This is a genomic window from Micromonospora sp. NPDC093244, from assembly GCF_040683695.1.
Lineage (GTDB): Bacteria > Actinomycetota > Actinomycetes > Mycobacteriales > Micromonosporaceae > Micromonospora.
Genome location: NZ_JBFBEO010000010.1, coordinates 34,325 through 57,146, shown reverse-complemented (window position 1 = coordinate 57,146; position 22,822 = coordinate 34,325). Strand labels below are relative to the sequence as shown.

Here is a 22,822-nt window from a genome sequence, read left to right as displayed (position 1 = left end):
GCCGGGTCCGAGGAGCCCTCTGGCGGGTGACCGCCTGCCCGCGCCGCGTGATCCCGGTGTGGGCGGGTAGGCGTCGTGCACCCGGAGACGTCTGCCTTCCCTATACCCCCGGGGGTATTCGAGCCTGAAGAAGGAGTACGCACATGACAGTCCAGGTGTCCGTCATCGCGACCTCGTCACTCGGTGACCGCAGCTACCTGGCCACCGACGGCCAGCGGGCAGTGGTCGTCGACCCGCAGCGCGACGTCGACCGGGTGCTGGCGCTGGCCGGCAGGCTCGGGGTACGCGTCACGCACGTGCTCGAGACGCACCTGCACAACGACTACGTCTCCGGCGGGCTGGACCTCGCCCGGCTCACCGGCGCCGAGTACCTGGTGTGCGCCGACGACGAGGTGGCCTTCGACCGCCGGCCGGTGGCCGACGGGGACGTCGTCACCGTGTCCAAGACGCTGCGGATCCGCGTCGCCTCCACACCCGGACACACCTTCCACCACCTGTCGTACGTCCTCGACGACGCCACCGGCGGCGGGTGGTCACCGGTCGGCGTGTTCACCGGAGGGTCGCTGCTGTTCGGCACCACCGGCCGCACCGACCTGCTGGGCCAGCAGCACGCCCACACCCTCGCCCACCACCAGTACGCATCCGCCCGGCGCCTGGCCGACCTGCTGCCCGACGGCGCGCAGGTCTGGCCCACCCACGGCTTCGGAAGCTTCTGCTCCGCCAGCCAGGCCGATGCCCCCGAGTCGACCATCGGTCGGGAGAAGCAGGCCAACCCGGTGCTGCGGCTTGCCGCCGACGAATTCGTCACCGACACCCTCGCCGGGCTCGACGCCTACCCGGCGTACTACGCCCACATGGGCGTCGCCAACGCGGCCGGCCCGGCACCTGTCGACCTCAGCCCCGTGGCGCGCGCCGACGCCGCCGAGCTGCGGCAGCGGATCGACGCGGGGGAGTGGGTGGTCGACCTGCGGCACCGCAGGGCGTACGCCGCGTCGCACCTCGCCGGAACCGTCAGCCTGGGCCTCGACGGACCGATGTCGACCTGGCTCGGCTGGCTGATCGACTGGGGAGTCCCGGTCACCCTGCTCGCCGAGACACCCGAGCAGGTCGCCGACGCCCAGCGCGAGCTCGTCCGGATCGGCATCGACAGGCCCGCCGCACGCGCCACAGGCGCACCGGACGAGTGGGCCACCAGCCGGGACGACCTGCGTGAGCTGACAGTCGCCGACTTCGACGCGCTGGCCGCCGCCCAGACCGGGAACACCCCGGCCGGGCTGCCCGACCCGCAGGTCGTCCTCGACGTGCGGATGACGAACGAGTGGAGGGCGGGCCATGTGGCCGACGCCGTCCACATCCCGCTGCCCGACCTGCCCGGACGCCTGGCCGAGGTGCCCGCCGGGACGGTCTGGGTGCACTGCGGCTCCGGATACCGGGCCGCGGCCGCCGCGTCCCTGCTGGCCAACGCCGGACGCGACGTCGTCCTGATCGACGACATGTTCGGCCGGGCCGAGCAGGCCGGCGTCGCCATGACCACGAATTCCTGAACCGAACGAGGAGACATGAACCCGTCCCACCCGAACAGCCTTGACGCGACCGCCCTGCGCGACCTTCTCGACTCGGGCGATGCGCCCCGGGTGCTTGACGTGCGTACGCCTGCGGAGTTCGAGTCCGCGCACATCCCCGGCTCCTACAACGTCCCCCTCGACCTGCTCCGGGAGCACCGTGACGAGCTGCGCCGGCACCTCGACGAGGACGTGGTGCTGGTCTGCCGCTCCGGGGCCCGGGCCGCTCAGGCCGGACAGGCGCTCGCCCAGGCCGGTCTGCCGAACCTGAAGGTCCTCACCGGCGGCATCCTCGCCTGGCAGGCCACGAACGCGCCCGTCAACCTGGGTCGGGCCCGCTGGGACCTGGAACGTCAGGTACGCCTCGTCGCCGGCTCCATCGTGCTGCTCAGCGTCCTCGCCTCGGTGGTGCTGCCGGGCGCCAAGTGGGTGGCCGCGTTCGTCGGCGCCGGCCTGACCTTCGCCGCGATCAGTAACACCTGCGCGATGGGCATGCTGCTGAGCAAGCTGCCCTACAACAGGGGTGCGCGCTGCGACCTGGACACCGTCGTCGATCACCTGCGCGACCGGAGTCCGGCCGCGAGCAGGTCGTGACCTCCCTGGTCCTGACCCTCGCGCTGGCAGTGGTCATCGGCGTCAGTCTGGGCCTGCTCGGCGGCGGCGGATCCATCCTCGCCGTGCCGCTGCTGATCTACGTCACCGGCCTGCCGGTCGACGAGGCCATCGCCACCTCGCTGTTCGTCGTCGGCGTCACGAGCGCGGTGGCCCTGGTGCCGTACGCGTGGGCCCGGCGGGTCCGTTGGCGTACCGTCCTGCTCCTCGGCCTGGCGGGGATGGCCGGCGCGTACGGTGGTGGGCGCCTCGCGGCGGTCGTTCCGGGCGCGGTGCTGGTGGTCCTGTTCGCGCTGATGATGCTCGCCACCGCCGTCGGCATGATCCGTGGTCGCCCCGCCGGTGACGGCGAGCCCGGCGACGGCGCCGGACGAGGGCTGGCGCCGTCGCGGGCAGTTGCCGTCGGCGCGGCGGTCGGGGTCGTCGCCGGTCTCGTCGGCGCGGGCGGCGGGTTCCTCGTCGTGCCCGCGCTGACTCTGCTCGGCGGTCTGCCGATGGCCGTGGCGGTCGGCACCTCCCTGGCGGTCATCGCGATGCAGAGCCTGGCCGGGTTCGCCGGTCACCTCGCCGCCGTGGCGGTCGACTGGACGCTCACCGCCGCAATCACCGCCGCCGCGGTCGCCGGCAGCCTGGTGGGGAGCCGGCTCTCCCGCCGCGTCCCGGAGCGTCGCCTGCGTCCGGCTTTCGGCTGGTTCGTCCTGGCGGTGGGCGTTCTCGTCCTGGGCCAGCAGGTGACCGCCCTGGCGGCGTAGGACGCTCAGGATCGCGCGAGCGCGCCGGTCTCCCGGCGGTTGACGTGGGCGACGGCGTCGTCGCGGCTGTCGAAGACCGGAAACAGGCCGTCCAGGCGCATGGTGTGCAGGACGGTCCGGATGAAGCGGGACGGCGCGGCGAGGCAGAGCGTTACACCACGGTCGCGGGCGTCGCGGTGGGCGCGGACGAGCAGACCGAGACCCGTCGAGTCGATGACGTGGACCTGACTCAGATCGACGACCACGTGCCCGCCCATCTCCGCCGCGTGCCGTAGGGCGGCACGGAGGGTGTCACAGGTGTCCAGGTCGAGATCCCCGGTGGCGGCGACGACAGTGACGTCGTCGAGGTGGTCGATGCCGAGGATCCCACCCGGGCCGTGATCGTCGCAGGGCGCGTACCCGCCACCGGCCGGCGGGAGCAGGCTGCAGTGGGGGCACCGGTGCGGTCCGGTGGCGAACGCCGAGCCACTCCAGCCCTGCTCCGACACGAGCGTCCAGACGACCTCGGCGTCCGGCAGCACACACGCGGTGGCGGTGACGCTGTCGCCGCACGTGTCGCAGATCAGTGTCATCAGGTGGTCGTCCGGGACGACTGTCATCCTGCTGGTCCTTCCTACCTTCGGGTCCGGACGGGCGGTGTGGTGGATCGGTGCCGGCCCGACGTCACCACGACGAGCACCACTGCGACGCCGGCGGCGCAGACCTGGACGAGCGCCTCGCCGAAGCTGAGACGGCCGGCGTCACCCGCGAGCCGGACGGTGAGGCTGCCGAGCAGCGCGGCCACGACGCCGACGGCGGCGGTGACCCATCGCGGAACGGGTTGCCGGTCCGGAATCACCAGCCGGCCGAGCGCACCCACGGCGAGGCCGACGGCCAGCGCGCTGAGCAGAGCGCCGACGGTCACGGCTCGCCCCGGTCGACGGTGTCCGCCGGAGGGCGCGCGCGGACGGTCACGGTCGCCCGGCCGTACGCGCCTCTCGGCCGGGCCCGGGTCGACGCGCGCGCCGCCGGCCGGGGCTGCGGGCGGTCGGTGACGATCGACAGGACCCGGTCCAGGTGGGTGATCTGCAGGATGCGCCGGATGCGCGGGTTGGGGTTGGCGAGGGTGAGGACGGCGTCGACGCGGCTCAACCGCCGGTGCAGGTCGAGGAGCAGCCCGACGGCGGCGGCGTCGATGTGCCGGCACGCGGACAGGTCGACCACGACCTGCCCGGGGCGCAGGGCCAGCAGCCTGTCGAAGACCGTGCCGGCCTCCGGCAGGCAGGCCAGATCCAGCTCGGTGACCGATACCTCGACAAGCGGCAGGGTGCACCGCGCGGACGTCAGTGGCCCGGTCATCTGTCGTACCCCCTCGCCTCGCGCACCTCGGCTCAGCCACCACCGTGCCGCGCGGGCTTGGCGGTCTCCGCGCGGATCTATGACAGTTGCGTGACAAATCCGCCGTCCGACGGTCACGGTTGGTCGCTCGGCGGACGGCCGGTAATGATTTCCGGCATGACGGCCGTACTGCTGATCGAGGACGACGACCGCATCCGCCGGGCGCTGCTGCTCGCTCTGGAGGACGAGGGGTACGACGTCCTCGGCGCCGCCACCGCCGAGGAGGGCCTGCGCGTCCAGCGCCGCGACCGGGCCGACTACGTGCTGGTGGACCTGATGCTGCCCGGCCTCGACGGCTTCGAGTGCATCCGGCAGCTGCGGCGCGACGACGACGTGCCGATCGTTGTGGTCAGCGCCCGTGACGACACCCACGACATCGTCGCCGCGCTGGAGGCGGGCGCGGACGACTACGTCGTCAAGCCGGTGGCGATCAAGGAGCTGACGGCCCGGCTGCGCGCGCTGCGTCGCCGCGCCCGCACCGTCGCCGCGCCTGACGTCGTCCCGGTCCTCGCGTTCGGCGAGCTGGAGATCAGCCCCGACGCGGGGGAGGTACGCAGGGTCGGCCAGCCGGTCCCGGTCACCCGCACCGAGTTCCGCTTGCTGTGCGAGCTGGCCGAACACGCCGGTCGGGTGCTGTCCCGCCAGCAGTTGCTGCAACGGGTCTGGGGTTACGACAGCGGCGACGAACGCCTCGTCGACGTGCACGTCGGGCGGCTGCGGCAGAAGATCGAACCGGATCCGGCGAACCCGCGGCACCTGGTCACCCTGCGGGGCCTGGGCTACAAGTTGCAGCGATGAGACGTCTCGGACTGCGGACCCGGGTCACCGCCGCGTTCGCCGTCGGCGCGCTCCTGCTCGCCGCGTCGATGGCCCTGGTCTCCTACGAGCTGACCCGCCGGAGCCTGATGGACGAGCGGGAACGCACCGCGCTGCGCGCCGCCTACTTCGACGCCGCCGTCGTACGGGCCGGGCTCGACACCGACACTCCCGACGTGGTGGAGGTGCTCCGTTCGCTGGACACCGGCGGCAGCCGGCGGCCGGTGCTGCACCTCAACGGCGAGTGGTACGCGCGCGCCGCCGACCCGGGCACCACCGCCGCGATACCCGCCGACCTGCGCCGGATCGTCACCGCCGGCGATCCGGCGGTGCAGCGCGTCCGCATCGACGGCCAGCCGGCCCTGGTGGTGGGGGTGCCGCTGTCCGCGACAGCCACCTACTTCGAGGTCAACTCGCTGCGGGAGCTGGAGCAGACGTTCCAGGTCCTCGCGTTGGCGCTGACCACCGTCGCGATCATGGTCGCCGGGTCCGGCGCGGCGCTCGGCTGGTACGCCACCCGGCACGGGCTTCGCCCGCTCACGGCGGTCGCCGACGCCGCCGAGAAAATCGCCGCCGGTGACTTCACGGCCCGCCTCGACCCCGCCACCGACCCCGACCTGACCCGCCTCTCCTCGTCGTTCAACCAGATGGTCGACCAGTTGGCGCACCGCATCGAGCGGGACCGCCGCTTCGCCGCCGACGTCAGTCACGAACTGCGGTCGCCCCTGCAGACCCTCGCGGCGGCGGCAAGCGTCCTGGCCCGCCGCCGGGAGCACCAGGACGAGCGCACGGCCGTCGCCGCCGGGCTCGTCGCCGACGAAATCGACAGATTCCAACAGCTCGTGAACGATTTGATCGACCTGGCCCGCAGCGACCAGCCCGCGCACCGCGCCCCGGTCGACGTCACGGCGCTGGCCCGGGACGCCTGCCAGGCCCACGACCTGCCGGCGGGCCTCGTCCGACTCGCACCGGAGACGGCGCAGGTGTGGCACGTGGAGCGTCGCCGTATCGCGCAGATCCTGGCCAACCTGCTCGACAACGCCGTCACCCACGGCGGCGGCGCCGCAGCCGTGCGGCTGGACCGGGACGGCGACGCCGGGGTCATCGAGGTGGACGACGAGGGCCCCGGCGTACCTGTCGAGGACCGTACGGCGATCTTCGGTCGCTTCGTACGCGGACGTGCCGCCCACACGCGCGGCGCGGGCGACGGCACCGGGCTCGGGCTCGCGCTTGTCGCCCAGCACGCGGCGGCCCACGGCGGACACGTCAGCGTCACCGACCGCCCCGGCGGAGGCGCCCGCTTCCGCGTCACGCTGCCGGGGAGCCTGTCGTGACCGGCCGCCGGCTCACCGCGTTGGCGCTCGTCGCGCTGCTGTCGGGCTGCGGTGTGCCCACCGACGCCGCGCCGCGGACGGTCCAGCCTCCGCCGGGTCCGTTCCCCGCCCCCGTCCCCACCGACGCGACAGTCCCGGCGGGGCGGTTCGACGAAACGGTCTGCCTCGTGCGCGACAACCACATCGTCCCGGTTCTGCGGCGGGTCCACCGCCCGTCCGGGGCCGACGAGCAACTCCGGCACCTGCTGGCCGGACCCACCGCTGGCGAACGCGACGACGACCTGGCCAGCGCCCTGCCGGGTGCCGTCAACGCCGCCGGGGTGAGGGTGACAGGTACGCAGGCCCACGTCGTCGTGGACGAACCCGGCACCGACGCCGGACGCAGTGACGAGGTCCTCGCCTTCGGGCAGATCGTCTGCACCCTGACCGGCCGCGACGACGTCACGACAGTGGTGTTCCTGCGCGACGGCCGGCCGCTCGGTGTGCCCCGGGCCGACGGTTCCCTGTCGACCCGTCCGCTCACCCGCGCCGACTACGCGCCGTTGATCAGAGCGTCCTAGCGGCGCAACTCGGCGAGCAGCTTCTCCACCCGCGTGCGGATCTCGTCGCGGATCGGGCGTACCGACTCCACGCTCTTACCGGCGGGGTTGACGGTCTCGGCCGGCGCGGAGCCGGCCGAGCGGACCTCGACGGTGTCGCCGGCGAGCTGGCGCAGCCAGCCGGCGGCCATCTGGCCGATCCAGACCGGCAGCAGGCGGTCGAGTCGGGAAAGGCGGCGGACAACCGCGCTGTCGGCGCTGGCGGCCCGGGGAATCGACGCGGTGTTCACCGGCCCTGCGGGACCGTGAGCAGGGCGGCGAGCTGGCGCAGGATCGCCGGGCGGGCGCGGTAGTAGACCCAGGTGCCCCGGCGCTCGGCGTCGACGAGCCCCGCCGCGCGCAGGGTCCGCAGGTGGTGCGAGATGGTGGGGCCGGTGAGGTCGAAGGCGGGGGTGAGGTCGCAAACACAGATCTCCCCGCCCTCGGCGGAGGCGATCATCGACATCAGCTGAAGGCGGACCGGGTCGCCGAGGGCCTTGAACGCGGGGGAGAGCGCGGCGGCGGCCTCGGTCGGTAGGCGCCGTTCGGCCAGGGGCGGGCAGCAGGACACGTCGACGGCCGCTTGTTTCGACATGCGTCTAGGTTGACAGCTATCTAATCAGCGTGCAACTCTCTGATTCGACAGACGTCGAGACAGTGTCTCAGGTAGCCGCACCCAGAACGGAGCCTCGCCGATGCCCGACCTCACCGTACGTCCGATGAGCGTCCGCGACGCCGACCGCGTCCTTGCCATCTACCAGACCGGACTCGACGGTGGTGACGCGAGCTTCGAGGTCGTGGCACCGACCTGGGCGGCCTTCGACGCCAGCCGCCTGCCCGCGCACCGATTCGTGGCAGTCGACGGCGAGACCATCCTCGGCTGGGTCGCCGTCTCGCCGACGTCGACCCGTCAGGTCTACGCCGGAGTGGTCGAGCACTCCGTCTACGTCGACCCGGCAGCCCGGGGACGCGGAGTCGGCCGACTGCTGCTCGACACCCTGATCACCTCGACCGAAGCCGCGGGCATCTGGACGATCCAGTCCGGGATCTTCCCGGAGAACGCCGCCAGCCTCGCCCTGCACCAACGGGCCGGGTTCCGCGTCATCGGGGTCCGCGAGCGGGTCGGCCGCCACCACGACCGCTGGCGCGACGTCGTCCTGCTGGAGCGGCGCAGCCCCACCATCACCTGACAAGGAGTCACCCGATGAACGCCCTGGACAGCCTTCCCGTCGTGGTCGTCGGCGCCGGTCCGACCGGTCTGGCCGCCGCCGCCCACCTGCACGAACGCGGTCTGCCCTTCGTCGTCCTGGAGGCCGGCGACACGTCCGGCGCCGCCGTACGGCAGTGGGGGCACGTGCGGGTCTTCTCACCCTGGCGCTACAACGTCGACCCGGCCGCCCGCCGACTCCTCGACGAGGCCGGTTGGGTCGCCCCCGACCCGGAGGCCCTGCCCACCGGCGCGGAGCTGGTCGGCGACTACCTCCAACCGCTCGCCGAGCTGCCCCAGCTCAAGCCGCACGTCCGCTGCGGCGCCCGGGTCGGGGCGATCAGCCGCCTCGGCCTGGACCGGCTGCGCACCGCCGGACGCGACCGCACGCCGTTCCTGGTCCGCCTCACCGACGGCACCGAGCTGCTGGCCCGCGCCGTCATCGACGCCTCCGGGACCTGGGACACCCCAAACGTCCTCGGCGCGTCAGGCCTGCCCGCCCGGGGTGAGGCCGACGTCGCCGCGTACCTCGAGCACGCGCTGCCGGACGTCCTGGGCGCCGATCGGGACCGCTTCGCCGGCCGGCACACACTCGTCGTCGGCGCCGGCCACTCCGCGGCGAACACCCTGCTGTCCCTGGCGGAGCTGGCCGCCGCCACGCCCGGTACCGAGGTGACCTGGGCGATCCGCACCACCTCGCCCGCGCGGACGTACGGCGGCGGGGACGCCGACGCCCTGCCGGCGCGCGGGGCGCTCGGATCGCGGCTGCGCCACCATGTCGACGCCGACCGGATCCGCCTGCTCACCGGTTTCTCGGTGCACGCCCTCACCCCTGCCGACGGCCGGGTGGTCGTTGTGGTGCGGCATGCCGACGGTGGCGAGGAGGCGGTGACCGTCGACCGTATCGTCGCCGCCACAGGCTTTCGCCCCGACCACTCCATCGCCTCGGAACTGCGCCTGGATCTGGACCCGGTCCTGGGCGCCACCCGCGCCCTGGCGCCGCTGATCGACCCGAACGAGCATTCCTGCGGCACGGTCCCTCCGCACGGCGTCGACGAACTCGCCCACCCGGAGAGGGGCTACTACGCGGTCGGCATGAAGTCCTACGGTCGGGCGCCGACGTTCCTCATGGCCACCGGCTACGAGCAGGTCCGCTCCGTCGTCGCGGCCCTCGCCGGGGACTGGGCCGCCGCCCGCGACGTCCAGCTCGACCTGCCCGAGACCGGCGTGTGCACCAGCAACGCCGCCGACGCGGCGTCCGGCGACGGCTGCTGCGCGCCGGCGGCGGAGCCCGAGCCGGCCGGCCGCGGCCTGGCCACCGGCGTCTCCGGTGGCCTCCGGTCCGCGCCGCTCAGGCTCGTCGCGCTCGACGCGGGTCAGAGCGGCGGCTGCTGCGCCAGCTGACGTCCGTCCCGGGCGGCACGGTCACCGTCGGCTGGCGCACGCCACACAGGTACGCGCCGACGGGCGGGCGGCCAGCCGTTCGGCGGGGATGGGGCGGGAGCACCGTTCGCACACGCCGTAGTTGCCCGCGTCGACCCGGCTCAGTGCCACGTCCAGTTCCGTCAGGCGTCGACGTGTCGCGTCCAGGACGGCGGTGAGCTGGGCCCGTTCGAACGCGATCGTGCTGCCCTCGGGGTCGTGCTCGTCGTCGGCGTTCGACGACCGGGACGCCTCGAAGAGGCTCCGCAGGTCGCCCTCCAGCGCGGTGGCCTGGCTGGCCGTCTCGTCGCGGCGACGGAGCAGGTCCGCACGGATCGCGCTGGATTCGCTGTTCATGGTGGTTCAACGGTACGCCGGACGACCGGGACCCCGTGCGCGCTCACCCTCGGGAGCGGAGGTCCTCGCGATGGGGGCGGCCGTGCCCGTCCGCACGGTCGATCCGCAGTTCCCGTTCCAACTCGGCGATGACCGCCCGTAGGTCGTCCAGCCGTTGGGTGAGCGCGATGCGGTCCACCTCGTCGGGGACGCCGTCGCCGTCCTCGTCGTAGCCGGGGGCCAACCGCTCGGTCATCTCCAACCGGCGTGCCTCCTCCATCGAGTTGACGATGACCGCGATGAGGATGTTGAGGAGCAGGTTGACCGTGATGATCACGTAGCTGACGTAGTAGAGCAGCGTCCACGGCGACATGGCCAGTCCCTGCTCGATGAGGTCGGGCAGGGTCTCCAGCGACAGCAGCACGAACAGCGTCAGCAGCGACCGGCCGATGTCGCCGTACTCGTCGGGATAGCGGTCGCCGAAGATCAGCCAGCCGGCCATCCCGTACACGTAGAGCGTCACCACGGCCAGGGCGAGGAATCCGGCGACGCCCGGCAGGCTGCGCCACAGGGCGGACACGATGGTCCGCAGGCCCGGCGAGAACCGCACCAGCCGCACCATCCGGGCGACCCGGACCACGCGCAGCAGCGCCGAGTCACCGTGCAGGCCCGGAACGAAGATGGCCGCGATCACGAGGAAGTCGAAGACGTTCCAGCCATGCCGGAAGAAGTCCTGCGGACGGCGGCCGTAGGCCGCCAGCCGGATGGCGATCTCCAGGACGAAGACCGCGCGGAAGAGCCATTCCAGCCCGTGCAGCGCCGCGTTCGCGGGGATCAGACCGTCGTACGTCTCCAGGCCGAGAACGACGCCGTTGGCGAGGATGGCGACGACGATGACGATCTCGAAGGGGCGTGACCGGGCGAGCCGCGCGCAGGCGTCGGCCAGCGCGGGCCGGCGGTGCGGGGGCATGGCGAGCAGCCTATCCAAGATCAAGCTCGCCCGGCGAGCGCGCGACCGCTCAGGAATGGCCTGCCGGGTCCGGCGTGACGGGTGCGGCGAAGAAGTCGACGAGCGGTTCGACGATCCTCGGGTGTGCGCGGTTGATGGCGTCGTGGCCGCTGCGGGGGATTGTCAGCGCCCGTGCGCGCGGCAGTGCGCGGGCCAACGCCTCGTTCGTGTCGACGTAGTAGGGCGGGCCGTCGGCGCCGCAGGCCAGCAGCACCTCCGCGGTCACCCCGGCCCACCGCGTGGCGGGCCCGTCGTGCGCCAGGATCAGGGCCGTCTCGTCCAGCGTCATCGGCAGCAGATCGCCCATCATGCGGCCGATCGGGGTCCGCAGGAAAGCGCGGATGATCGCCACCCGGACGGCGAGCGGAAGCCTCGCCGCCGCCATCTGCGGGTTGATTCCGGCGGTCGTGATGGCGAGACCCCTGGCGATGTCCCCATCGCGTGCCGCCGCGCGGGCCGCCTCGAGCCACGCGAAGGGCATGCCGCCGTCGACGGAGATGGCGGCGTCGTAGAGGGCGAGCCGGTCGATCGGCAGATGACGCGCGCCCTCGAGTGCGATGAACCCGCCGGCACTGTGGCCGATGACGTTTCTGGCTCCGGTGTATTCCAGCACCGTGGCGAGGTCGTCGATCTCCTGGCCGACCGTGTAGGGCTCGGATCTGGGCGGCGCGTCGGCCCGTCCCCGCCGGTTGTAGAGGTGCACGGTGAACCCGTCGGCGAGGGCGGCGGTCAGCCGGCGGTAGACGTCGATGGTGACGCCGCCGCCGTGTACGACGACGATCCCCGGGCCGTCGCCCGTGGAGTGCAACGCCACGGTCTGCCCGTCGCGCGCCCTGATCCGCTCCGTCATCGGTCCGCCTCTCCGTGTCAGCAAACTGCGAACGCCGTTTGCAGTTTACAGTGGATCGGTGACCGACGCACCCAGGAAATCCGGCGACCCAGCCGCCGACGGTCGGCAGTCGGTCTGGGCCCGGCCCGAGCGGGGCAGCCGTGGACCGGCGCCGGCCCACAGTCGGGACGCCATCGTCGTGGCGGCCATCGCCCTGGCCGACGCCGAAGGGCTCGCCGCGGTGTCGATGCGTGCCGTTGCCACCGCACTCGGCACCGGTGCGGGATCGCTCTACCGCTACCTGTCGTCCCGTGACGATCTGCTGGACCTGATGACCGACCGCGTCGTGGGGGAGATGCGGCCGTACCCGCCGGATCGGGGCGACTGGCTGGACACGATGATGCTGCTGGCCCGTCGGCAGTTGGCACTGCACCGCGCCCACCCGTGGCTGCTGGACGTGATCCATCGCGGCTCCGGTGTCGGCCCCGAGGGCCTGGCCTGGTTCGACAACTGCATCCGGGTCCTGGAGCCGGTGCCCTGTGCCGTCTCGGCCAAGTTCGAGGCGATCGCCATGATGACCGGCGTGGTGACCCTGTTCGCCCGTAGCGAGGCCGCCTCCGGGGCGGTCGGTTTCGCGGGCGTCGACCTCGCGGCGTACCCGCATCTGGTCGCGGCGCTCCGCCAACCCTCCGCGCCGCCGCCCCCGGAGGACCTCTTCGAGCGGACGCTCCGCAGCGTGCTGAGTGGCCTGCTCACCGACCCGGCATGACGTCGGACGGCGACGCGGGGGGCTGTGCCGCCGTGGAGGTCGGCTACCTCGGCGTCGCCGCCGGTCAGCCCCGGGCGGCCCGGATGGCGTCGCGCAGCGGGGTGTTCGGCCGGCCGATCAGCCGGCTGAGGTCGTCGCTGTCGGTCGCCAGCTCGCCGAGGGCGATCGAGTGGTCGAGCGCGGCGACGAAGCCGGCGGTGCCGGCGTCCAGTCCGACACTCTGCAGGGTCGCGGCCAGGTCGCTGGCCGACATGTCCCGGTGTACGACGGTGGTGCCGGTGACCTCGGTGACGGCCTCGGCCAGTTCGTCGAAGGTGAACGCGGTGCCGCCCAGTTCGTAGACGGCGTTGCCGTCCTCGTCGCGGGTCAGCGCGGCGGCTGCGGCGGCCGCGTAGTCGGCCCGGGTCGCGGCGGAGACGCTGCCGCCGCCGGTGGCGCCCAGGATGGCGCCGGTCTGGAGGTACTGCGGTAGCTGATCGGTGTAGTTCTCGGTGTACCAGCTGTTGCGCAGCACCGTGTACGGCAGGCCCGACGCGGCGAGGACCGCCTCGGTGGCCTTGTGCTCGGCCGCGAGGGGGTTCGTGGTGGTGTCGGCCTTGAGGATGCTGGTGTAGACGACGCGCTCGACCCCGGCGAGCCTGGCGGCGTCGATGACCGCGGTGTGCTGGGCGACCCGCTGCCCTGGGGTGTCACCGGAGATCAGCAGCACTCGGCGTACGCCGGCCACGGCCCCGGGCAGCGTCGACGGGTCGTCGTAGTCGGCCTGTCGGATCTCGACCCCGCGCGCGGCCAGGTCGGCGGCCTTCTCCGGGCTGCGGACGACGGCGGCGATCTCGGTGGCGGGCACACCTGTGTCGAGCAGGCGCTCGATGACCAGGCGGCCCAGCCGGCCGGTGGCGCCGGTGACGGCGTAGGTGGGCATGGAAACCTCCGAAGCGATCGTGGCAATCTGGAAGCACTTACGAATCTACAGCACAGGCTGAACCGTAAGCGTCGGGTAGGCTGGCGAGGTGAACGACAAGCCGGCCCACGACCCGGCGGGGCCTACCCAGGAACTCGTCAGCGATGTCTTCGCGCGGGGCTGCACCTCGCGTGCCGCCTTCGAGGACGTGACCTCGAAGTGGGCCTCGCTCGCGCTGCTCGCCCTCGGCGAGGGCCGGTACCGGTTCAACGCGCTGCGGCGGCGCATCGACGGGGTCAGCGAACGGATGCTCTCGCAGACTCTGCAGACGCTCGAACGCGACGGCATGCTCACCCGCGAGGTGCTCACCGCGATCCCGCCGCGCGTCGAATACTCACTGACGCCCCTCGGCGCCCGCGTCGCCGAGCAGTTGCGCGGTCTCGCGGACCTGCTGGAGGCCTCGGTGCCCGAGTTGCAGACGGCCCGCGAGCGCGAGCGGGCCTAACGCACGCCAGCCCGCTCCCGTCGCACCACCGGCCCCGGCCGCCGGGTGCGCTGGATCAGCACGACGCACGCCAGCACCACCACCGCCGCCGCGATCGAGGCGGGGGTGACGTTCTCGCCGAGCAGCAGCGCCGACCACCCGAGGGTGAGTACCGGCTGCGCGAGCTGGACCTGACCGACCTGCGCGATGCCGCCCCGGGCCAGCCCCGCGTACCAGGCGAAGAAACCCAGGAACATCGAGACGACAGTGAGGTAGCCGAACGCCGACCAGCCGACGGTGTCGGCGTGCGGCCGGTCGGCCAGCGCGGCGACGACAGTAACGGGCACGGTGACGGGCAACGACAGCAGCAGCGCCCAGCAGATCGTCCGGGCGCCGCCCAGATCGCGGGCCAGCGCGCCGCCCTCGGCGTAGCCCAGGCCGCAGAGCACGATCGCCGCGAGCAGGAACACGTCGGGCAGGGTGATCGTGCCGCGTACCGCGCCGCTGACGGCGAGGAAGGCCAGCACCGCCAGCAGCCCGCCAGCGCTCGCGATCCAGAACAGCGGCGGCGGGCGTTCCCCCGCGCGCAGCACCGCGAACACGGCGGTCATCGCGGGCAGCGCGGCGATGACGACCGCGCCGTGCGCCGAGGTCTGGGTGAGCAGCGCCAGCGAGGTGAACAACGGGAAGCCGACGACGACGCCCAGGGCCACGACCGCCAGCCGCCGCCACTGGCCGCGCGAGGGCCGTGGCGCGCCCGTGAGACGCAGGTACGCCCAGGCCAGCAGACCCGCGCCGACCGCGCGTCCGAAGGCGACGAACCACGGATCGAGTTGTTGGACGGCCAGGCGGGTCGCCGGCAGGGAGAGGCTGAAGCCGAGCACGCCCAGCGCGCCGAGGGCGAGGCCGCCGGCCCGGCTCGTTGTTACCGTGCTGGCGGCAGTAGCGCTACTATCGTCCTTCATGGAAGACGGTAACGCAGCCGCTCGCGTTATCCAAGATCTGCGGGTGCTGGTGGCCGCCGCGGGTCCGGGTGCCCGACTGCCCTCGGTCCGGGAGTTGACCGCCCGGCACCATGCCTCACCTGTCACCGTCGCCGAGGCCATCCGGCGGTTGGTGGCCGAAGGGCTGATCGAGGCGCGGCCCGGCAGGGGCACCTTCGTGGCCGCCGGGCCGGACGTGCGGCGCGTACCCGACCTGTCCTGGCAGACAGTCGCGCTCGGCCCCCGCCCGTCCGGCGAGAGCGAGATGCAGGCACTGCTGGCGCTACCGCGCGACGGTGCGATCCCGTTGTCCGGCGGCTACCTGGACGCCGACCTTCAGCCGGCCGCCGCGTTGGGCGCCGCCCTCGCCCGCGCCGCCCGCCAGCCCGCCACCTGGCAGCGCGGGCCGGTCGAGGGCCGCGAGGACCTGCGCGCCTGGTTCGCCCGCGAGGCCGGGACCGGGCTGCGGGCCGAGGACATGGTGATCTGCCCCGGTGGGCAGGCCGCGCTGTCCTCGGCGGTGCGGGCGCTCACCGCCCCCGGCGACGCCCTGCTCGTCGAGTCCCCGACCTACCTGGGCGCGCTGGCCGTCGCACGAGCCGCCGGACTCCGGTTGGTGCCCGTGCCGGCGGACTCCGACGGGGTACGCCCCGACCACCTCGCCGCAGCGTTCGCCCGCACCGGCGCGCGGCTCTTCTACTGCCAGCCGCTGCACGCCAACCCGCACGGCGCGACGCTCGCGGCTGACCGCCGGGCCCGGGTCGCCGACGCGGTACGCGACGCCGGCGCCTTCCTGATCGAGGACGACTACGCCCGCGACTTGACCATCGACGGTCCGGCCCCACCGCCGCTGGCCGCCGACGACCCCGACGGCCACGTCATCTACCTGCGTTCGTTGACCAAGTCGACAGCGCCCGGGCTGCGCGTCGCGGCGATCGGCGCCCGCGGGCCGGCCGGTGCCCGGTTGCGTGCGGCACGGCTGCTCGACGACTTCTTCGTGGCAGGTCCACTGCAACAGGCGGCGTTGGAGTTCCTCACCTCCCCGGCGTGGTCGCGGCACCGTCGGACCCTCGCCACGTCGCTCCGGACGCGCCGCGAGGCGTTGGTGGCCGCGCTGCGGCGACACCTGCCCAGCCTCTGCCCGCAGTCGGTCCCGCGTGGCGGCCTGCACCTGTGGATCCGCCTGCCCGACGGCGTCGACGACGTGGCGGTGGCCGCCGCCGCTGCCGCCGAGGGCGTCGTCGTCTTTCCGGGTCGCCCCTGGTACGCGGCCGAACCCCCGGCGCCGCACCTGCGCCTCACCTACGCCGCCGCCGCGCCCGACCTCATGGACGAGGCCGTCCGCCGCCTCGCCCGGGCTCTGCGCGCGGAACGGGCACCTGTCTAGTTGGTGTCCTGCGCGCAGATCGTGGTCATCTCGGCCAGGTAGCTCGCGAGCGTGGGCAGGCCGGCCTCGGCGCGGCGTCGTTCGACATCGGCCTCGTTCCTGATCGGGGTGGCCGGGACGGGGCCGCCGGGTCCACATCGGATCTGCGTCCCGTACTCCTGCGGCTCGCCCCTGCCTGTCGCGACCCGGTCGTGGAGGTAGGCGAGGTTGCCCGGCGACGCCTGGCCGGCGGCGACGGCCGCGCGTAACAGGTCCAGCGCCTCCTGCTGGAACGCGGGATCCAGGTCGGAGTGTTGGGCGATGGCCCACGCGGCGTTGCCGCCGTCCTCGCCGACCAGGGCGAAGGTCGGCCAGCCGTGGGCCCGGACGATGTCCTTGAGCCGGGCGGTGCGCGCCTGGTCGGACTCGGCCTGCGGGCTGCCCTCGCGGTCGGCCTGGTCGCGTTCCAGCATCGCGATCAACTCGTCGTGCAGCGCCTTGTCGAAGGCGACAGGGGAGGCTGACGCGCTGGACGGGGCCGGGGGAGTGGTAGGTGTGGTGCCACCCGTCGGTCTGCCGGCCGGTTCGGGCGCGGTGTCGCACGCGGCGAGGATCAGCAGGCCCACAAGCGTCACCGCGACCCGCGAGGGGAGCTTCACGGGGCCGATTGTCGCCGGTGCGTGGCGGTGTCACAAGGCGGGTCCCGGAGCCGTCTCAGGCGCGGAGCGTCTCGCGGGGCGGTACGCCGTAGCTGGCGTGGTACCGGGCGGTGAACCTGCTGTGGCTGGCGAACCCCCACCGGCTGGCGATCGCCGACACGGTCTCCCGTCGAGGGTCGGCCCGGACGAGGTCGTGGTGGGCGCGGTCGAGGCGGATCCCGCGCAGGTACGCCATCGGGGTGGTGCCGAGGTGGCGGCGGAACACGAGTTGCACGGCCCGCAGGGAGACGGCGGCGGCGCCGGCGATGTCTGCCGCGCTGATGTCCCGGTCGGCGTTCTCCTCCATGAAGGCGATGGCGCGGCGCAGGGTGGCCGTGCTGGCGTCGCGGCGGTCCGCGGCTGTCTCGTCGGTGAAGGCCGTGTTGGGAAAGATCGCCAGCGCCGCCGCGGCGAGCATCCGCGCGGCGTTGCCGACCACCAGCGGCTGGACCCGGGCGCTCGGGTTGCTCAGGACGACGTCGCTGATGTAGCTGGTGGTCTTTCGCCACTGCCGGGCGAGGAGCGCGTTTGCGGCGCCCAGGTCGGTGAACCGGATCCGGCCGGGCCGCCGGCCCGGCGCGGCGGTCGCCACCTGCGTCAGCATCGCGAGGTCCAGGACGCAGAGTTCCACCAGACCAGGCTGCCAGTGCAGGCTGAACCGCCGGCCGGGCCGGGTGGTGAGAAAGACGTCGCCCGGACCGAACCGGTGGGTGGATCCCTCGCAGGTGCGGTCGATGAGGGCGGTGCGGCTACGGCAGACGACCAACCCGTCGATGTCGTCGACCTCGATGTCGAGATGCGCGGTCTGGCCGGTGGCGGCGAGGGCGAACGGCCCGGTGTCGACGCGTTGGTGAACGAGGTGGTATCCGGTCTCCTCGGCGCGGATGCGCAGGTCCGCCTCGTACGTGCTGGCCAGGAAACGGTGGATGGCCGCCGGGTCGCGGCTGTCGAATCCTCGGGTCTGCACTGATGACGTCATCCGCTGTCTCCGTCCGGGAAAGGACCCGCCGGTGGTCCACCAGGGCCGGCGGTGTGGTCGGGACGTGTCCGGGCGCACGGGCCGGTGGGTCGCGGCACGGTGCTGACCGGCGGTTCGGCGGTGGTGGCGGTCGAGCGTTGTCGGACTGGACCGGGCTTTAAGGATTCCCAACTATTCGCATATCCATTAATGGGAATTCCACCATACGGTAGCCAGCGGCGTGTCGCTGACCTTTTGGCCGGCTCCTGAGTCCACTTCGCATTCCGGCTATCGACGCGGCGATCCTGCGCCCGTTGTTCTAGTCGCCCCGCCCACCGCGACGAAATCTTGTCAATGATCTCCCGGACGCCGCACCGGAGTCCGGGAACGCCGCCGGGAATCCGGCCACGTGATGGGGGTGGACGTTGGACATAAGCGATCCGGATCGCGTCGTACGACTGGCGGTGGCCGAGGCGTTGGCGCGGGTGGCGGACGAGGACAGCCTGGGACTGGGCGAGGGCGACGCCCTGGAGAACCTGGGAGTCGCGCTGCGCGAGGTGCTCCGCCGCGCTCTGGACGACCGGGTGCCACTGACCACACCCGAGTTCGTCGACCTGTGCCGCGACCTGCGGCTGAACCGGGACTCCTTCGACCTGCTCGGGCACTACCTGCTCACCGCGTTGCTGGCCCAGCACGTGGGACCCGACGCCCTGATCCGCGTCGGGGTGCTCCTGGGCACCGTCCGGCGCTATCTGCCCGCGCCCCGGCCACCCGCGCACCGCAACGCCGGCCCCGCTCCCCGGCGACGGGACGTGCGCGCCGACAACAGCGTCGTGGGCCGGTACCAGCGACCGAAGCTGCCCGAACACCTTCCCAACCCGCCGAGCTGGACCTGCACGGGCTGCGGTCGGGAGTGGCCCTGCGCCACCAAGCAGAGTCAACTGCTCGCCGAGTTCGGTGGGGCGCGCGCCTCCCTCGCCGTCTACCTCGGCTCCTGTCTCGTCGCCGCAGCCGAGGATCTGCCGACCCTGCCACTGCCCCGGGCGCGACTCCGGTTCCTGGGCTGGCTGCCCCGCGCCCGGATCTGACAACGACTCGCCGCCGTGGCACTAGGCAAGGGGACATCGATGCGATGGAATGTGATCCACGCGTCGCACCCCGGGAGGACACCGATGTCGACCGCCCGTACCCGCGCCGGGGTCGCCAGCACCCTGGCCGGCCTGCTGGTCGCGGCGCTGTTCGCCGCTCCCGCCGCTCCCGCGGCCGCCGACCCGACCACCCGGCACCGGCCGTCCCCGCCGCACGTCGTCGGCACCGAGACGGTCCCCGTCTACTCCTACGCCGACGCCATCCGCGAGAGCGTCTGGGTCGAGACACGGGCCGACAGCGACGGCGACGGCGTACGGGACCGGGTGGCCGTGGACGTCGTCCGACCGCGCGAGGCGGCCGCCGCCGGGGTCCGGGTACCGGTCATCATGGACGCGTCGCCCTACTACCTCTGCTGCGGTCGGGGCAACGAGAGCGAACGCAAGACGTACGACGCGGCAGGCGTGATCGCCAAGGCTCCGCTGTTCTACGACAACTACTTCGTCCCGCGCGGGTACGCGTTCGTCGCCGCCGACCTGGCCGGCACCGCCCGCTCCACCGGCTGCGAGGACGTCGGCGGCCCGGCCGAGGTGGGCAGCGCCACCGCAGTGGTGGACTGGCTCAACGGGCGCGCCCGCGCGTACGCCGCCGACGGGCGACAGGTGAGCGCCGCCTGGAGCACCGGACGGGTCGGCATGATCGGCAAGTCGTGGGACGGCTCGGTCGCCAACGGGGTCGCCGCCACAGGCGTGCCGGGGCTGGCCACGATCGTGCCGATCTCGGCGATCTCCAGCTGGTACGACTACATGCGGTACAACGGTGTCCTGCGCGCCGCCGACTACCCCGGCTACCTGCACTCGTACGTCAACGGGCGCGGCGAGCAGGCGTGCGCCGACGTCCTGGCCCGACTGCGGTCGGACAGCGCGGAGGAGACCGGCGACCGCAACGGGTTCTGGGCGCAGCGCGACTACCGGCCCTCGGCCGGGCGGGTCCGGGCCAGCGTGTTCGTGGCGCACGGCGTGAACGACCTGAACGTCACGACCAACCAGTTCGCCCGCTGGTGGCAGGAGCTGGCCGAGCAGGGCGTGCCCCGCAAGCTCTGGCTCTACCAGGCCGGCCACGAGGACCCGTTCGACGTCCGGCGCGGCGCCTGGGTGGACGCGCTGCACCGCTGGTTCGACTACTGGTTGCAGGGGCTGCGCAACGGCGTGATGGACGAGCCCCGGGTCGACCTGGAGACCGCTCCGGGCACCTGGACGACCCAGCGGGACTGGCCCGCCCCCGGCACCCGGGACGTGCGGGTCGCCCTCGGCGCCGGCGACGGCGTGACCGGGACGCTCGGCGGGCGCGGCGCGCGGCCGGGTCTGGAGCGGGCGTACGTCGACGAGTCGCTGTCCGAGGACGCACTGGTGGCCGAGCCGAACAGCGCGGCCTCCGGCCGGCTGGTGTTCCTCTCCGGTGCGCTCACCGCACCTTTGCGAATCTCCGGCAGCCCGTCGGTGCGGCTGCGGATCCGGGTGGACCGCCCGACCACGGAGCTGACCGCCCGGCTCGTCGACTACGGCAGCGCCGAGCGGATCCGCTACGACAGCTCCGAGGGTGTGCGGACGCTGACCACCGAGTCCTGCTGGGGAGCGTCGACGGCCGCCGACGACGCCTGCTACCGGGACACCGAGGAGATCACCGCGGTCACCGACCACGCCGTGCTGACCCGGGGATGGCTCGACGCCGCGCACCACCGCTCGCTGCGGTTCACCAGCCCGCTGCTCCCGGACCGGTGGCACACGGTGACGGTGCCGTTGAACGCGTACGACGCGGTGGTGCCGGCCGGGCACCTGCTCGGCCTGGTGCTCGGTCAGAGCGACCCGGACTTCACCGAGACCGACGACCGCGACGCCACCGTCCGGGTCGACCTGGGTCGCAGCGAGTTGGTCCTTCCGGTCACCGGCCGGGCTGGGCTGCCCGGCGTCGCCGTCGCGCCGTCGGTGGTAACCGCGCCGGCCGAGCGGTCGTCGGCCCGGACGGCGCCGGACAACCGGCAGGTGCCCTGAATCAGTTCATCGTCGCCCCGCGCCACGTACAACACCTGTTCATCACCCTCTTCGAGGCTTCTTGATCGAAAGAGCATCCGCTTGATCGAGGAGAGGCTTTCAGGTGAGAGACAAGCAATCCGAACAGGCCGAGCACGCGCAGCTGTCGCGGCGCAAGCTGGTCAAGTACGCAGGCGTCGGCGCGACGCTTGCCGCGGCCAGCCCGCTGGTGGGGGCCGGCGCGGCGTGGGCCGACGAGGAGCGCCGGCCGGCCGGCGACACGAGCGACAGGGGCGCCGCGAAGAACCGGTCGTGGCGTGCGGGCGACCACCACGTCCACTCCGAGTACAGCGGCGAGTTCGACACGACGAAGAGCCCTATCGTCTTCCACAAGGGCGCGGACGCCGTCTACCCGATCGTCACCAACGCCATCATGGCCAAGAACTTCGGCCTGACCTGGGCCATGTGCACCGACCACGGTGGACCGACGCATTCCAAGGTGAACATCGAGCAGGCGTACCCCGACCTGCTGCGCTCGCGCAAGCTGGTTCCCGAGGTGCTCCAGTTCTGGGGCATGGAGTTCGACGCGCCGTCGCTCGACCACCACACTTTGATGATCCCGCGCCACGACGACGAGGCGAAGCAGCTCTTCGAGCTGGAGAGCCGGTTCGCCAAGTACGACGCGTTCCCCACCGACCCGGCCCGCGACACCGAGGCCAGGATGGTGGAGTTCCTCAAGGTCGCGCGGGGGATGCCGCACAAGCCGCTCGTGATCGCCCACCACGCGTCCCGCTCGGCGCCCGGCCTCGGCGTCTACGGCCAGGACACGCCACGCGAGTTCCGCAACGGTAACAACGCCGCGCCGGACGTCTACATCGGCTTCGAGGGGGCTCCCGGGCACCAGGCGGGGCCGCTCAACGGGGGCAAGCGGGGCGGGTACGGCAACCACCCCACCTACGGCGGCTTCGACCAGATGACCGCGCGGGTCGGTGGTCTCTGGGATTCGCTGCTCGGTGAGGGCCGCCGCTGGTGGATCACCGCGACGTCGGACTCGCACGTGCACTGGACGCGCGGCGGCTCGGACTTCTGGCCGGGGGAGTACAGCAAGACCTACGTGCACGCCCGTCAGGACTACGGCGACATCATGGACGGCCTGCGCAACGGCCGGATCTGGGTGACCACGGGTGACCTGATCCGTGGCCTCGATGTGACAGCCAGGTCGCAGGGGAGGACGGCCGAGGTGGGCGAGACCATCACCCTCAGCCGCCGCGGCCGCACCGACGTCGAGATCGAGATCCGGTTCCGCCCGCTGGGTGGCGTGAACGCCAACGGGGACCGCCCCGAGGTCCGCCGGGTCGACCTGATCGTCGGTCAGATCACCGGGCCGAGCGCCAACCCGGACGCCGACACCAACCCCACCACGAGCGTGGTGGCCCGGTTCGGCCCGCGCGACTGGCGTCGACAGGGCGACGAGTACGTCATCAGGCACACCCTGCGCAACGTCGAGGCCGACACGTACGCGCGGGTGCGCGGCACCAGCACCGACGAGGCCGAGCCGCTCGCCGACGGGCTGGAGAGCCCGTGGGACGACCTGTGGTTCTACTCGAACCCGGTCTTCGTGCACGTGCGCTGACCCACAGGCGCAGCGGGCCCGCCGGAGCCGCTCGACGCACCACTGTCGGGCGGCGCCAGCGGACCCGTGCCGAATCCGGC

At 72.9% G+C, this 22,822-nt stretch carries 25 protein-coding genes and 1 pseudogene; 14 read left to right on the top strand and 12 right to left on the bottom strand.

Translation table 11 applies throughout. The annotated features are described in order from the left end of the window. Positions 1-143 precede the first annotated feature (143 nt). The 3 genes and pseudogenes from AB0N27_RS29000 to AB0N27_RS28990 form a co-directional block, all read left to right on the top strand. A complete protein-coding gene (locus AB0N27_RS29000) occupies positions 144-1,544 on the top strand; it encodes an MBL fold metallo-hydrolase (protein WP_364376628.1) in 1,401 nt (466 codons plus the stop codon). 15 nt (positions 1,545-1,559) lie between these two features. Then, positions 1,560-2,156: a rhodanese-like domain-containing protein gene (locus AB0N27_RS28995; RefSeq protein ID WP_364376625.1), complete on the top strand. Its 597-nt coding sequence runs from the start codon at positions 1,560-1,562 to the stop codon at positions 2,154-2,156. Continuing rightward, positions 2,153-2,923, top strand: a pseudogene (locus tag AB0N27_RS28990) (sulfite exporter TauE/SafE family protein); the annotation flags it as partial. The gene AB0N27_RS28995 and the pseudogene AB0N27_RS28990, both read left to right, overlap by 4 nt. Positions 2,924-2,931: 8 nt before the next feature. Here AB0N27_RS28990 and AB0N27_RS28985 read toward each other — a convergent pair. From AB0N27_RS28985 to AB0N27_RS28975, 3 genes are read right to left on the bottom strand one after another with little or no spacing between them, the layout of a single operon-like run. Next, positions 2,932-3,525, bottom strand: a complete 594-nt coding sequence (locus tag AB0N27_RS28985) for an STAS domain-containing protein (RefSeq protein ID WP_364376622.1) — start codon at positions 3,523-3,525, stop codon at positions 2,932-2,934. Between the two features lie 14 nt (positions 3,526-3,539). Then, entirely contained in the window at positions 3,540-3,830 is a 291-nt protein-coding gene (locus AB0N27_RS28980; protein WP_364376619.1) for a GlsB/YeaQ/YmgE family stress response membrane protein, read from the bottom strand. Further along, complete coding sequence (locus AB0N27_RS28975) at positions 3,827-4,264, bottom strand: STAS domain-containing protein (RefSeq protein WP_364376616.1); 438 nt, start codon at positions 4,262-4,264, stop codon at positions 3,827-3,829. The genes AB0N27_RS28980 and AB0N27_RS28975 overlap by 4 nt, the downstream gene beginning before the upstream one ends. 156 nt (positions 4,265-4,420) lie before the next feature. Between AB0N27_RS28975 and AB0N27_RS28970 the strand changes: the two genes are divergently transcribed. From AB0N27_RS28970 to AB0N27_RS28960, 3 genes are read left to right on the top strand one after another with little or no spacing between them, the layout of a single operon-like run. After that, positions 4,421-5,101, top strand: a complete 681-nt coding sequence (locus AB0N27_RS28970; RefSeq protein WP_364376613.1) for a response regulator transcription factor — start codon at positions 4,421-4,423, stop codon at positions 5,099-5,101. Continuing rightward, positions 5,098-6,453, top strand: coding sequence for a HAMP domain-containing sensor histidine kinase (locus AB0N27_RS28965; protein WP_364376610.1), 1,356 nt, complete (start codon positions 5,098-5,100; stop codon positions 6,451-6,453). Before AB0N27_RS28970 ends, AB0N27_RS28965 begins: the two co-directional genes overlap by 4 nt. After that, positions 6,450-7,013, top strand: coding sequence for a GerMN domain-containing protein (locus AB0N27_RS28960; RefSeq protein WP_364376608.1), 564 nt, complete (start codon positions 6,450-6,452; stop codon positions 7,011-7,013). The genes AB0N27_RS28965 and AB0N27_RS28960 overlap by 4 nt, the downstream gene beginning before the upstream one ends. Here AB0N27_RS28960 and AB0N27_RS28955 read toward each other — a convergent pair. Continuing rightward, positions 7,010-7,207: a hypothetical protein gene (locus AB0N27_RS28955; RefSeq protein WP_364376713.1), complete on the bottom strand. Its 198-nt coding sequence runs from the start codon at positions 7,205-7,207 to the stop codon at positions 7,010-7,012. The two genes, AB0N27_RS28960 and AB0N27_RS28955, sit on opposite strands and share 4 nt — an antisense overlap. A 71-nt stretch (positions 7,208-7,278) precedes the next feature. Further along, positions 7,279-7,626 (bottom strand): metalloregulator ArsR/SmtB family transcription factor, encoded by a 348-nt coding sequence (locus AB0N27_RS28950; RefSeq protein ID WP_364376605.1) that lies wholly within the window; start codon positions 7,624-7,626, stop codon positions 7,279-7,281. Positions 7,627-7,726: 100 nt separating this feature from the next. Between AB0N27_RS28950 and AB0N27_RS28945 the strand changes: the two genes are divergently transcribed. Next, positions 7,727-8,221, top strand: a complete 495-nt coding sequence (locus AB0N27_RS28945; RefSeq protein ID WP_364376602.1) for an N-acetyltransferase family protein — start codon at positions 7,727-7,729, stop codon at positions 8,219-8,221. 14 nt (positions 8,222-8,235) lie between these two features. Then, positions 8,236-9,642: an FAD-dependent oxidoreductase gene (locus AB0N27_RS28940; RefSeq protein ID WP_364376599.1), complete on the top strand. Its 1,407-nt coding sequence runs from the start codon at positions 8,236-8,238 to the stop codon at positions 9,640-9,642. Between the two features lie 21 nt (positions 9,643-9,663). On the opposite strand, the gene AB0N27_RS28935 is transcribed toward AB0N27_RS28940, so the two are convergent. Genes AB0N27_RS28935 through AB0N27_RS28925 form a run of 3 tightly spaced genes read right to left on the bottom strand, consistent with a single transcriptional unit; the run spans position 9,664 to position 11,855 of the window. Beyond that, positions 9,664-10,017 (bottom strand): TraR/DksA C4-type zinc finger protein, encoded by a 354-nt coding sequence (locus tag AB0N27_RS28935; RefSeq protein ID WP_364376596.1) that lies wholly within the window; start codon positions 10,015-10,017, stop codon positions 9,664-9,666. 43 nt (positions 10,018-10,060) lie between these two features. Further along, positions 10,061-10,966 carry an ion transporter gene (locus AB0N27_RS28930; RefSeq protein ID WP_364376593.1) on the bottom strand — a complete coding sequence of 302 codons (906 nt, stop codon included), beginning with the start codon at positions 10,964-10,966 and terminating at the stop codon, positions 10,061-10,063. A 49-nt stretch (positions 10,967-11,015) separates the two neighbouring features. Then, on the bottom strand, positions 11,016-11,855 hold the full coding sequence (locus AB0N27_RS28925; RefSeq protein WP_364376590.1) for an alpha/beta fold hydrolase: 840 nt from the start codon (positions 11,853-11,855) through the stop codon (positions 11,016-11,018). A gap of 58 nt (positions 11,856-11,913) precedes the next feature. Here AB0N27_RS28925 and AB0N27_RS28920 point away from each other — a divergent pair, with 58 nt between their 5' ends. Beyond that, positions 11,914-12,603: a TetR/AcrR family transcriptional regulator gene (locus tag AB0N27_RS28920; RefSeq protein ID WP_364376587.1), complete on the top strand. Its 690-nt coding sequence runs from the start codon at positions 11,914-11,916 to the stop codon at positions 12,601-12,603. A gap of 64 nt (positions 12,604-12,667) precedes the next feature. Here the strand turns inward: AB0N27_RS28920 and AB0N27_RS28915 are convergent, their stop codons facing one another. After that, positions 12,668-13,525: an SDR family oxidoreductase gene (locus AB0N27_RS28915; RefSeq protein WP_364376584.1), complete on the bottom strand. Its 858-nt coding sequence runs from the start codon at positions 13,523-13,525 to the stop codon at positions 12,668-12,670. 88 nt (positions 13,526-13,613) lie between these two features. Here AB0N27_RS28915 and AB0N27_RS28910 point away from each other — a divergent pair, with 88 nt between their 5' ends. Continuing rightward, on the top strand, positions 13,614-14,009 hold the full coding sequence (locus tag AB0N27_RS28910) for a helix-turn-helix domain-containing protein (protein ID WP_364376581.1): 396 nt from the start codon (positions 13,614-13,616) through the stop codon (positions 14,007-14,009). Here the strand turns inward: AB0N27_RS28910 and AB0N27_RS28905 are convergent. Then, positions 14,006-14,953 carry a DMT family transporter gene (locus tag AB0N27_RS28905; protein WP_364376578.1) on the bottom strand — a complete coding sequence of 316 codons (948 nt, stop codon included), beginning with the start codon at positions 14,951-14,953 and terminating at the stop codon, positions 14,006-14,008. The genes AB0N27_RS28910 and AB0N27_RS28905 overlap by 4 nt on opposite strands. Between AB0N27_RS28905 and AB0N27_RS28900 the strand changes: the two genes are divergently transcribed. Beyond that, positions 14,952-16,358: a PLP-dependent aminotransferase family protein gene (locus AB0N27_RS28900; protein WP_364376575.1), complete on the top strand. Its 1,407-nt coding sequence runs from the start codon at positions 14,952-14,954 to the stop codon at positions 16,356-16,358. The genes AB0N27_RS28905 and AB0N27_RS28900 overlap by 2 nt on opposite strands. On the opposite strand, the gene AB0N27_RS28895 is transcribed toward AB0N27_RS28900, so the two are convergent. After that, entirely contained in the window at positions 16,355-16,996 is a 642-nt protein-coding gene (locus AB0N27_RS28895) for a DUF6624 domain-containing protein (protein ID WP_364376572.1), read from the bottom strand. The two genes, AB0N27_RS28900 and AB0N27_RS28895, sit on opposite strands and share 4 nt — an antisense overlap. A gap of 55 nt (positions 16,997-17,051) precedes the next feature. Next, positions 17,052-18,014: a helix-turn-helix transcriptional regulator gene (locus AB0N27_RS28890; protein WP_364376569.1), complete on the bottom strand. Its 963-nt coding sequence runs from the start codon at positions 18,012-18,014 to the stop codon at positions 17,052-17,054. 404 nt (positions 18,015-18,418) lie between these two features. Here AB0N27_RS28890 and AB0N27_RS28885 point away from each other — a divergent pair, with 404 nt between their 5' ends. From AB0N27_RS28885 to AB0N27_RS28875, 3 genes are all read left to right on the top strand, one after another. Further along, entirely contained in the window at positions 18,419-19,081 is a 663-nt protein-coding gene (locus AB0N27_RS28885) for a hypothetical protein (protein ID WP_364376566.1), read from the top strand. Between the two features lie 84 nt (positions 19,082-19,165). Next, complete coding sequence (locus AB0N27_RS28880) at positions 19,166-21,130, top strand: Xaa-Pro dipeptidyl-peptidase (protein WP_364376563.1); 1,965 nt, start codon at positions 19,166-19,168, stop codon at positions 21,128-21,130. Between the two features lie 103 nt (positions 21,131-21,233). Continuing rightward, the gene (locus AB0N27_RS28875) at positions 21,234-22,742 is read left to right on the top strand and encodes a phosphoesterase (RefSeq protein WP_364376560.1); all 1,509 of its coding nucleotides are present in this window, start codon (positions 21,234-21,236) and stop codon (positions 22,740-22,742) included. Positions 22,743-22,822 lie beyond the last annotated feature (80 nt).